A 9,966-nucleotide genomic window follows, 5' to 3' on the forward strand; every position below is an offset into this window, starting at 1 on the left:
AAATCGGCTCAAACATGAAGAAATGAAATGACTGAGTCAGCCGAGAAGAATTTCCCCGCTTATTCGCACCTTCCCTAATCATGGGTAATCAGGATTTACTATGTCTATACAACATGCTAAAATAACAGCTTTTTTAATTGCGATGATGACATCACTGTCTGTGCTCGGGTCCAGCACCAAATACACCTTAATTTCTGTTGAAGGGGAAACAATATTTAGTGTTTTCAAAAGAGCGGGTCAACCCGGAGGAACTCTTATTAAGATTTTGGATATTGATCGTGAAAAGGTTTTGACCCGATTGAAAACTGGTTCAGAAATTGAGTTTTTTATTGATGGCAACAATGCGCTTAAAAAAATGAACGTTTTATATAAAGGAGAGTTGATATCTTCCTTTTCAGTAGTGTTAGAAAATAACGAGCCAGTTTACATCTCTAACAATAAAATCACCAACAAACAAAATAAGCCTGATGATAAAGCGAGCTCGATTAAGAACAATCATAAAGTAAATGGTGCAATAAGTAATTTTTTAGTCAAAAACCCAAGAGCCAAGGAAACTTTATCCGATCCTCACTCTGTATCAAAGTGTCTCGCTGGAAATATAGTTAGTGCCGCGTTGCTAACTAATAAAGCTGAGAGAAATAAAGTGGTATCACTAACGACCAAAATTGCAAGCCTAGCAATAAAAGTCCAGGGTGGTAATTCCGGTTACATTATTGGCAGCATGGTAGAATCGTATGTTGAGTTTTATACGTATAATGAAAGAGTTCTTATTGAAGATTTAAAAATAAATGAGTGTGCAAACTTAAATACTTCTGTGTGGAATTCAAAACTACCATGATGGGCAAACATAATGCATCAGGCGCAGGGAAAATGTGTACCGCTATGCTCTATACATTAGAGCTGACTAATGTATTTGGCTTTAAGAAAAGTCCATTTAAATGTGCCGAAGAATCCAGCGGATTTTGAGATGTTGAAGGAGTTTACCATCGAGTTCGCACCATTTAGGTCAGTTTCAAGGTTATCTCACCATCGGTAATCCCCCCGAAAAACAATGTGGAGATTACCGTGCAATCTTGATCTGATAACGGGTATTTCTACCGCCTCCAGGCATTTTTTCAAGGCAGCCTTTCTCTAACAAGTCGGCCAGATGGCGGGTCGCGGTGGCTTTACTGACCTTGGCCACCTTCTGATACTGGCTGGCGCTGATACCCTGCAAGAAGCCGTTTTCGCCGCCGTCCAGCATCCTGTTCAATACCTTGATTTGCTCGGCACTCAGCGGCTCGCTGCCGTGTTGCTGCCAGAAACGGCTCTTGGTCAAGGTGCGGGTGATCGCTTGTTGGGCCTGCTCCAACGTGGCGTTGAGAGTATCTAAAAACCAGACAAGCCAGGCCGTGATATCCAGTCCGCCTTTCTGGGTTTGTTCCAGAGCTCGGTAGTAATCGGCTCGCTGTTCGAGGATCGCCACCGACATGGCATACAGGCGGATGCTCTGGCTGTCGGCCTGAGAGAGCGCCAGATCGGTGAGGGCACGGGTGATGCGACCATTGCCATCATCAAACGGGTGCAGGGTAACAAACCACAGGTGGCAGATGGCGGCGCGCAGCAGTGGATCCTGGCCGGGGTCGTTCAGGCTGGCATTGAACCAGTCGATAAAACAGGCGAGTGCCTGCTCAAGACCCTGGCGTGGCGGGGCCTCGAAATGCACTGTGGGCCGATCCAGTCGCCCGGATACTACCTGCATCGGCTCTTCACCGCGTAGCTGGCCCACCCGCACACGCTGTAATGTCCAGTCATCGGCAGGAAACAGCCAGTGATGCCATTGCAACAGGCGCTCCAGCGTTAGCGGTTGATGTCGATTGTCGATGGCATCGAGCATCATGGCTGCCAGGCCTTCGGAGCGATCCGAGATGGGGTAGGGCTGTTCTTCGGATACGCCGAGGCGACGGGCCAGCGATGAGCGCACCGATTGGGCATTGAGCCGTTCATCTTCAATGGCCGACGAGGCGAGGATATTTGCCAGCAGGGTATCGAGCGCCTGGGCTTGCTGCGTTAGCGTAGAGCCGTGAACGGAATGGGTGCCGAGCAGGATCCCCAGATTACGTTGCGCCGTGCGTAGCCGTGGCTGTAGCGGTTCATCTTGCCAGCAAAAGTGTGGCCAGCCCTCATGCTGCCAGATCCAATCTTCAGTCATCTGTTTGCCCATCCCCTTATTGTTACAGGTCACGTCACCGATGAGCCGAATCGAATGCATATTTGGCTCAGTATGCGAGCCAAATTGGTGCGTATTTGGCTCATATGGTGAGCCGATAATAACGGGGATTCGGCTCACGACACAACCGGTATCGTGCAAGAATTGGCTGGGAGGGCACGCGTTGTTCGTAGGAGGTGGGGGTCATTGCAGGGAAGGGGGACGTACTTTGCTATCTGTTGTCAGATGAAGCAGCGGCCCTGGGATTATTAATCCCGAGCTCGGTGAGCAACCTTGCCAGAGATTGACCAGAGACGCATAGCAAAAAGGCCTCGCATTGAGAGCGAAGCCTTGTAGGGTGTGCTGTCCAGAGCTGTGGTATGGAAACTGTCATGGGGATTTTCAATCCCCTGCTCTACCGACTGAGCTATCTGGGCAACGGCGCGCATTAAACCCTTTCCAGCGCAGAGTGTCAACCATGATGGCACGATAAAAAGTGCGTTCGCTCAACAACCGAACGAAGCGACCATTTATTATCCATTCCAGTCCCGTTTCATGCACTTGCTGGCCTCTGAACACCCTGCAGGCTGCGCCAATATGATGGAAATTCGAGGTTCAGTGGGTCCGCCGCATTGAGCCGAATCCACTCTGCGAGTATGCTTTGCCGCAATGATACCGCCTGGAGGCAACATGAGTCTGAATATGCAAGAGTGGCGTGATGAGACCACCGAGATCGTCAACGAACTGCTGGCCGATGGCAGCAATCCCGATGCGGATTACGACATCGAGCACCACTTCGCCTGCCAGGATTTCGACCGTCTGGAAAAAGCAGCGGTTGACCTGTTCAAGGCCGGTTTTGAAGTGACCGATGCCGAAGAGATGGAGCTGGATGACGGCGCCACCATCTTCTGCTTCGATGCCACCATCGAGTGCAAGCTGAATGTCGAAGCGATCGTAGCCGATATCGCCAAGATGCTGCCCATCCTGGAAAAATACGGGGTGGATTACGATGGTTGGGGCACCTACTTCCAGGATTGATCCTGCCTCCATCGTCAAACAAAAAGGCCACCTTGCGGTGGCCTTGTTGTTTCTGACGATCTTTCACGCCAGATAGCTGGCAGCAAACTCCGCCGGCGGCAGGGGGCGACTGAACAGATAGCCCTGTAGCCGATCACACCCCGCCTCGGTCAGCCACAGCTGCTGCTCGGGCGTTTCCACCCCTTCGGCAGTGATCCGGATCCCGAGCTCATGGCCCAACCCGATGACCGAACGCACGATAGCGGTAGTCGCGCTATTGCTGGCCAGCCCCTGAGTGAAGCTGCGATCCAGCTTGAGGGTCGCCACCTGCAAACGCGGCAGATAGGCCAGCGAGCAGTAACCGGTACCAAAGTCGTCGATGGCCAACTGAAAACCGGCGGCGATCAGGTTGTCGAGGTTGGTCTCAATCTCGTCGGCATTTTCCATCAGTACCCCTTCGGTGATCTCCAGCTCCAGCTGACTGGCCTTGAGACCATGGCGAGCGATGCAGGCAGAGACCCGTTCACAGAGCGCCGGATCACGGAACTGCAGCGGCGAGAGGTTAATGGATAGAACCATATCCGGCTGCGCAGTTTGCCACTGCGCCAGCTGGGCACAGCCCTGCTCCAGCATCAGCTGGCCCAGTTGACCGATGATCCCCATCTCTTCCGCCAACGGAATGAATTCGTCGGGGGAGATCATCCCAAGGTCGGGATGGGGCCAGCGACAGAGCAGCTCGGCGCCGTGCAGTCGGTGGGTGCGGGTACAGATAATGGGCTGATAGACGGCAACCAGCTGGGCGGACTTGATGGCGAGTGGCAACTGGGCGGCGATCAGCTGACGCCGCTTGAGCCGGGCATGCAGATCGGGATCAAACAGGGTGCAGTACTGCTGCTGCCGTTTGCCCTGCGCCAGCGCAGCCTCGGCATGGCTGAGCAACCGCTCGGCATCGCTTGCCCGCCCCTGGGCCAGCCCGAGAAACACCGGGATCTGGATGCGATGATCTTCCACCTGATAGTGCTCCATCAACTGCTGCTGCAGATGCTGGCTCCACCCCTGCAATGGCTCGTTGAAGTCGGGCAACAACAGGCTGAAGTCATCGGCAGCGACCCGACAGAGCAGGGAACGCGGCGGTACCAGCTGCTGCAACCGCTTGGCCACCTGGCTCAGCAGGCGATCGGCAATCCGGATGCCGAAGCGATCGTTGATTTCACGAAAATGGTGCAGATCGACCAGCACCAGCGTGGCACTGCGTCCCCCAAGATGGCGGCTGGTCTGCAAGAATCGGGAGAGTTTGAGCAGTCCGGTCAGACTGTCGTAGTGCTGCTCCTGCTGCAACTGCGCCTGAGTGGTGCGCAGGCCGGTGATGTCACGCCCCAGCGTCAGGATCCCGAGGGAGTGGCCGTCACCATCGGGGACATCGACCCGGGTGATCTCCATGTATCGCCCCTGCCCGCTGGCATCCAGCAGACAGCACTCGCCATGACCCATCCCCTGCGGCGCCGCCAGCCGGAACGGCAGCTGCTGACCCAGCACCTCATCCGCCCCCTGGCCGATAAAGTCGAGAAACGCCTGATTGCACTCCAGCAACACCCCGTTGTGATCATCGAAACGGATCAGGTCAGGAATGGCATCGAGCAGAAAACGCTGCAACAACTGCTGCTGTTTGACCGTTTGTTCCAGGCTCTTGCGCTGGGCAATCTCATTAACCACCCCGAATACTGCGCACGCTTCCCCCTGCGGGGTGTAAAGAGGCACCTTGTGCACCTCCATCCAGCAGGTATCACCACCCCGGTTGCAATGGAGCTGCTGATACAGCATCGGCACGCCTCCGGCAAGCAGCTGCTCATCCTCACTGCGAAAGAGATCGCCCCAGGGCATCTCTGCATCTGTCTTGCCGACTACCTCGGCAGGCGACTCCAGCTTGGCTTCACGGGCGAACTCACGATTGGCGAACAGGTAACGCCCATGACTATCTCGACAGAAGATACTCATTGGCAATTGGTCGATGATCTGCTGCAGCAGATCAGGGGTGAGCATGTTGGTCACAGGGGTGCTTATGGAGGAATTTCGAGCAAATCTATGATAGCAAACCAATTTTGTAAAGCACCCCGATCACCTCCCCATAACATCGAACGCTGGATGGTTGCTGACAGAGATTGTCGCTCCGGCGATAATAGGCGCCGGTTGGCCAATGGCCTGGTGATATGGACGAGAGAAACAAGATGAAAAAGATTATGGGGAGCGCATTGGCGCTGCTGCTGGTTGGTTGTGCTGGTGACAATAACGGCGGTGAGGAGTATCGCTACAACCCGCCAATTGCCAAGGCAACCAACAATACTCAGGAAATGGCGATCCCGGTGGATCTGGTGTGGGCTCGCGCCGAGAAGTGGTTCACCGATCACGGCCTCACCATCGAAAACAGCCAGCGTGGCTCCGGCCTGATGACCGCCAACGTCAACCAGTCAGCCGACGGGCTGGAGTGGCTGGACTGCGGCACCATGGGTTCCAAAGTTGCACTGGGCAACCCGAACCTGCAGATCAACCTGATCATCACCCAGAGCGGCAACAGCAGCGTGGCGACCGTCAACGTCAAGGGCAACACCGAGTTGTTCTTCGTTGAATCCTCGGGCGAGCGCGTACCGGCCCCCTCCATCAAGCCGGTCTGCGTCTCCCGCGGCTCCCTGGAGCAAAGCCTGTTCGCCACCCTCGGCAACTGATTTCGCTTCCCTGCAAAGATAAAAAAAGCGGCAGATTGCTCTGCCGCTTTTTATTGCCCCGAAGCGGGCTTACTTGTCGATATCGAGCAAGTGGTTTTGCAACATATAGTCGATAACCTGACTGGCCTGGCTCTTATCCGTATATGCATTGCCTGTCAGCGAGGCAAAAGAGTGACCTTCCAACACAATTGTTTGCATCAAATTCTGTTGAGGAGTGTCATCTCTCACTTCCAGACGAACCTTACCGCTATCTTCAAAGATTGAGAGCAGCTCTTTAAGGGATGCCACACTCTTGCTGCTATGTGCATCGAGCAAATCGCTCAAGTCAATGACATCCTTCTGATCCCCATCGACAGCATTATTGGCCGTCTTGTTAAAATCAGTAATGACATCAACGGCAGGATTGCTGACACTGGCGTCGCCCTGATTCCATACGAAGATATCCGCTCCATCGCCACCGGTCAGAATGTCGTTACCCAAACCACCATACAGTTTGTCACTGCCAGTGCCGCCATAAAGGATATCGTTGCCATCTTCACCATAGAGCTCATCGTTGCCACCTTGGCCAAACAGGATATCGTCACCAAGACCACCGTGCAGCTTGTCGTTGCCCCCTCGGGTATCGCCCGCCACATCAAATGACTTGGCATTCCCCTTGATGTACTCGTAAAGCTCAAGGGAGCTGGGTGCATAACCATTTTTCAAGGTCAGGAACTGGGTCAGACCATCCAGCCCCTTGCCATTGACCCAGTCTGCCGGCTTGGTCGGGTTGCCAGCCGTGCCCCACGGCAGGTGATCGGTATTGATGGCATCCCCGAACAGGATATCGTTACCCGCACCACCGTGCAGAACATCGGCCCCCACTTCAGCAGGTGTATTGGTGGTCGAACTGCCAACCAGCACAGCCTTAAGCTGATCTGCCGTGGTGATGATGTCGGGTTGGCCAACCGGTGGACGCCCGCCCATCACCTTGTTCAGATCGTCGATCAGCAGCGTGGCAGAATCCCCGCTATCATCCTCATTTACGGTGAATACGTAGCGGTAATCCCCCGCCGCCAACGCACCGCTGTTGACTGTTCCGGCCGAGGTCACCGCGGCACCGACCTTCACCCAGGCAGAGCCATTCCAGCGTTGCAGTTGCACCGAGAAAGTGTCTCCGCGGCCGAAATCATTACCCGTACTCAGATCGAAGCGCAGGCCGGTCCCCGCAGCCACTGTCAGCTTTTCGCTTCTAAACACTGACACACCATTATCACCCTTATCCGTCAGCGTCAGACGGCCGCCGGAGATATCAACCGAGCCCGAGCTATCGCCGGTCTTGCTCCAGCTACTCGCGCTCCACGGCCCTGTATTGCCGGAAAAATCATTCAGCAACTGAGCGTTCTCATATTTACTGCCAGAACCGACCACCTTGGTATTGTCGAAATACGCCAGGTTCCCCTGCGTCACGCCATTACCGATGCCGATCGCCTTGACCTCGCTCTGGCCGGACAGATTCGCAAAAGCATCGATGGCCTTCTGCATATCGATATCGTTGGTTGTGCCACCACTGCCCGAAGTATCCCCGTTATAAACCGTCGGGTTACCGTCAGTCAGGAAGTAGGTCAAGTTCTCGAACGTTTTCCCGCTGCCACTGCCCGGCTGGCTGTTGAACCACGCGGCAGCCTTGATAAAGGCATCCTCGTAGTTGGTCGCCCCGTCGGCCTTCAGCGAGCTGATCTGTTTGATCAAATCCTGCACATTACTCTGCGTCAGCTTGTTAAGCGTCAGCAGTGAATTCACCGAGGAACTAAAGCCAATGAGCGTCACGTTAACGACACCATCATGGCCTGCCAGCTGATTGGCCAACGCTTTCAGGGCGTTAATCGTCAAGGTCATTCTGTCCTGACCTGCAGGCGGGTCTTCCCTTCCATCCAGGCCAAATTTCATACTGCCTGATGTATCTACAATCAGGGCGATATTGTAGTTTTTGCCCGGATCAACCGAGGTCTTGATACCACCTATATCTCCCAGCAATACATCATCACCACGGCCCCCTTCAACAGGCTTGTCTGACGTACCATTGTCCCCATTCGGGTTTGTGGTGGGCTTGACCATAAAGCCGGTGTCCGCTTCGGTATATTTCACTTCACCGGCTATCGGCTGACTGTCCATATCATACTCTTGCGAGCCAGCCACCACTGTGACCTTGATATTCTGGCTACCGACAGGCAACTCCACCTGCAGCGACAGTTTCCCGTCTTGATCCAGCATGCTGGCCGGTACCTTCCAACTGCCGTTGGCCTGCTGGATGCCGCCTTGCACCACGGCCCCAGTCGGCAGGCCGGTAATGGTCAGATCGGTGAAGCGCTCGCTGCCATCGGTATCTTTCAGGTCGACATCAACCTTCAAGGTCGCCAGATCCGCCACCTTAGTCAGCTTGCCATCCTTGAACTCATACTTGCCATCTTGCAGGTAAAGAGTCTCAACACTGTAAAAATCATGATTGGCTCCATTGGAGCCTTTATAAACCAGTTGATAATCAAATGGATTTGGCGAACCGCCCATCACCAGCTGGAAATCCTTCATTGAGCCAGGGACATAGGCCACATCTTTCCCGTCCCCACCGAAATAGGTCGTGGACGCCTTCAGGCTTTGCGCAATCAGTGTGTCGTTGCCTGCTCCACCATCCAGAGTGACTGAGGACGCATTTTTACCCCCGATCAGAATGTCATTCCCATCACCACCAATCAGATGGTCATTGACACTCGCACCACCGATCAATGTATCGTCGCCAGCCTCACCCTTTGCCTGGAAATAGGTGCCACTGCCGTATTTGATGGTGTCATGGCCATCACCGCCTAGACCCCAGTTGCCATTGGTAACCAGATAATCATCTCCGCCAGTCGGCGATGGAGACGGCGTCTTGCCATTCAGGTCGGACAGAATCTGCTCTACCTTAGCCGCCCCCGGCACAAACCCGCCACTCACCAACTCAACCTTCAGCGTCACGCCGTCAACCACCGGCTTGATATCGACCACAAAGGTCGCATTACCGCTGTTGTTTACCCCGTCGCTCACCTGATAACCGAACGACGCATAATCCCCCAGCTTGTTACCGTCCGCACCGCTGTTTGCACCAATGCCCACCGACCCGCTCGCCTCATGCGGATCAGGCTTGAACTGCAGCTTGCCAGCAGCGATTTCTGCCTGAGTAAATACCTGATTTTCAACCACAGCCTGCCAGTTACCGTTGGCATCCTTGTACTGCAGCACCCCATCAGCCGGCAGTGAGGTGATCTTGATCGACAGCTGATCGGCAGGTGTATCTTCATCACTGGCGTTGAACTGGCTCCACTTCAAAGTAAGCGGCATATCTTCTTCCCCTTGGGAATACCCCCCAGAGGTAATCGGAGCATTGTCATTATCCACGATGGTACCGGTGGCGTCTTTGCCGCCGACGGCCAGTTTCAGGGTCTCGTCGGCTTCATCCACGGTGTCGTCGATGGTCGGTACGGTCACGGTAAAGCTGCTGACTCCGGCCGGCACGATCACGCTCTTGCCGTCGGCACTCAGGGTCACGCCGTTGCTGAAGGTGACGTTGCTGCGGTCGAAGTCGCCTTCGGCGGCGGTCACACCGGCCAGGCTGAAGCTGTGGCTGGTCGCCTGCTCGCTCGCCGCGCTCAGGGTCACCTTGAAGGTCAGGTCTTGACCCTCTTCGGCTTTCGCGCCCTCGTTGTTCACCGCCACCTCTTTGATGGTCGGCAGCGCGTCGTTGTCGACGATGGTGCCGGTGGCGTCTTTGCCGCCGACGGCCAGTTTCAGGGTCTCGTCGGCTTCATCCACGGTGTCGTCGATGGTCGGTACGGTCACGGTAAAGCTGCTGACTCCGGCCGGCACGATCACGCTCTTGCCGTCGGCACTCAGGGTCACGCCGTTGCTGAAGGTGACGTTGCTGCGGTCGAAGTCGCCTTCGGCGGCGGTCACACCGGCCAGGCTGAAGCTGTGGCTGGTCGCCTGCTCGCTCGCCGCGCTCAGGGTCACCTTGAAGGTCAGGTCTTG

The 9,966-nt window shown here is 55.0% G+C and carries 6 protein-coding genes; 3 read left to right on the forward strand and 3 right to left on the reverse strand.

Translation table 11 applies throughout. From position 1 onward, the window contains the following. The first annotated feature begins 100 nt into the window (after window positions 1–100). On the forward strand, window positions 101–838 hold the full coding sequence (locus OKC27_RS21850; RefSeq protein WP_155488368.1) for a hypothetical protein: 738 nt from the start codon (window positions 101–103) through the stop codon (window positions 836–838). A gap of 222 nt (window positions 839–1,060) precedes the next feature. On the opposite strand, the gene OKC27_RS21855 is transcribed toward OKC27_RS21850, so the two are convergent. Next, complete coding sequence (locus tag OKC27_RS21855) at window positions 1,061–2,191, reverse strand: Fic family protein (protein WP_052816310.1); 1,131 nt, start codon at window positions 2,189–2,191, stop codon at window positions 1,061–1,063. 699 nt (window positions 2,192–2,890) lie between these two features. On the opposite strand from OKC27_RS21855, the gene rraB reads away from it, so the two are divergent. Then, window positions 2,891–3,226, forward strand: coding sequence for a ribonuclease E inhibitor RraB (gene rraB, locus OKC27_RS21860; protein WP_026034893.1), 336 nt, complete (start codon window positions 2,891–2,893; stop codon window positions 3,224–3,226). Window positions 3,227–3,289: 63 nt separating this feature from the next. Here the strand turns inward: rraB and OKC27_RS21865 are convergent, their stop codons facing one another. Beyond that, window positions 3,290–5,245 (reverse strand): sensor domain-containing protein, encoded by a 1,956-nt coding sequence (locus tag OKC27_RS21865; RefSeq protein WP_182938134.1) that lies wholly within the window; start codon window positions 5,243–5,245, stop codon window positions 3,290–3,292. Between the two features lie 185 nt (window positions 5,246–5,430). Here OKC27_RS21865 and OKC27_RS21870 point away from each other — a divergent pair, with 185 nt between their 5' ends. Beyond that, the gene (locus OKC27_RS21870; protein WP_042060865.1) at window positions 5,431–5,925 is read left to right on the forward strand and encodes a hypothetical protein; all 495 of its coding nucleotides are present in this window, start codon (window positions 5,431–5,433) and stop codon (window positions 5,923–5,925) included. A 69-nt stretch (window positions 5,926–5,994) separates the two neighbouring features. On the opposite strand, the gene OKC27_RS21875 is transcribed toward OKC27_RS21870, so the two are convergent. Further along, window positions 5,995–9,948 carry a VWA domain-containing protein gene (locus OKC27_RS21875; protein WP_270806701.1) on the reverse strand — a complete coding sequence of 1,318 codons (3,954 nt, stop codon included), beginning with the start codon at window positions 9,946–9,948 and terminating at the stop codon, window positions 5,995–5,997. Window positions 9,949–9,966 lie beyond the last annotated feature (18 nt).

The sequence above is a fragment of the Aeromonas sp. QDB62 genome (genome assembly GCF_027705695.1).
Classification (GTDB): Bacteria; Pseudomonadota; Gammaproteobacteria; order Enterobacterales; family Aeromonadaceae; genus Aeromonas; species Aeromonas allosaccharophila.

Bases quoted from the DNA above. Each gene is read 5' to 3' on its own strand.
- OKC27_RS21850 (WP_155488368.1), top strand. From the start codon at position 101: ATGTCTATACAACATGCTAAAATAACAGCTTTTTTAATTGCGATGATG.
- OKC27_RS21855 (WP_052816310.1), bottom strand. From the start codon at position 2,191: ATGACTGAAGATTGGATCTGGCAGCATGAGGGCTGGCCACACTTTTGC.
- rraB (WP_026034893.1), top strand. From the start codon at position 2,891: ATGCAAGAGTGGCGTGATGAGACCACCGAGATCGTCAACGAACTGCTG.
- OKC27_RS21865 (WP_182938134.1), bottom strand. From the start codon at position 5,245: ATGCTCACCCCTGATCTGCTGCAGCAGATCATCGACCAATTGCCAATG.
- OKC27_RS21870 (WP_042060865.1), top strand. From the start codon at position 5,431: ATGAAAAAGATTATGGGGAGCGCATTGGCGCTGCTGCTGGTTGGTTGT.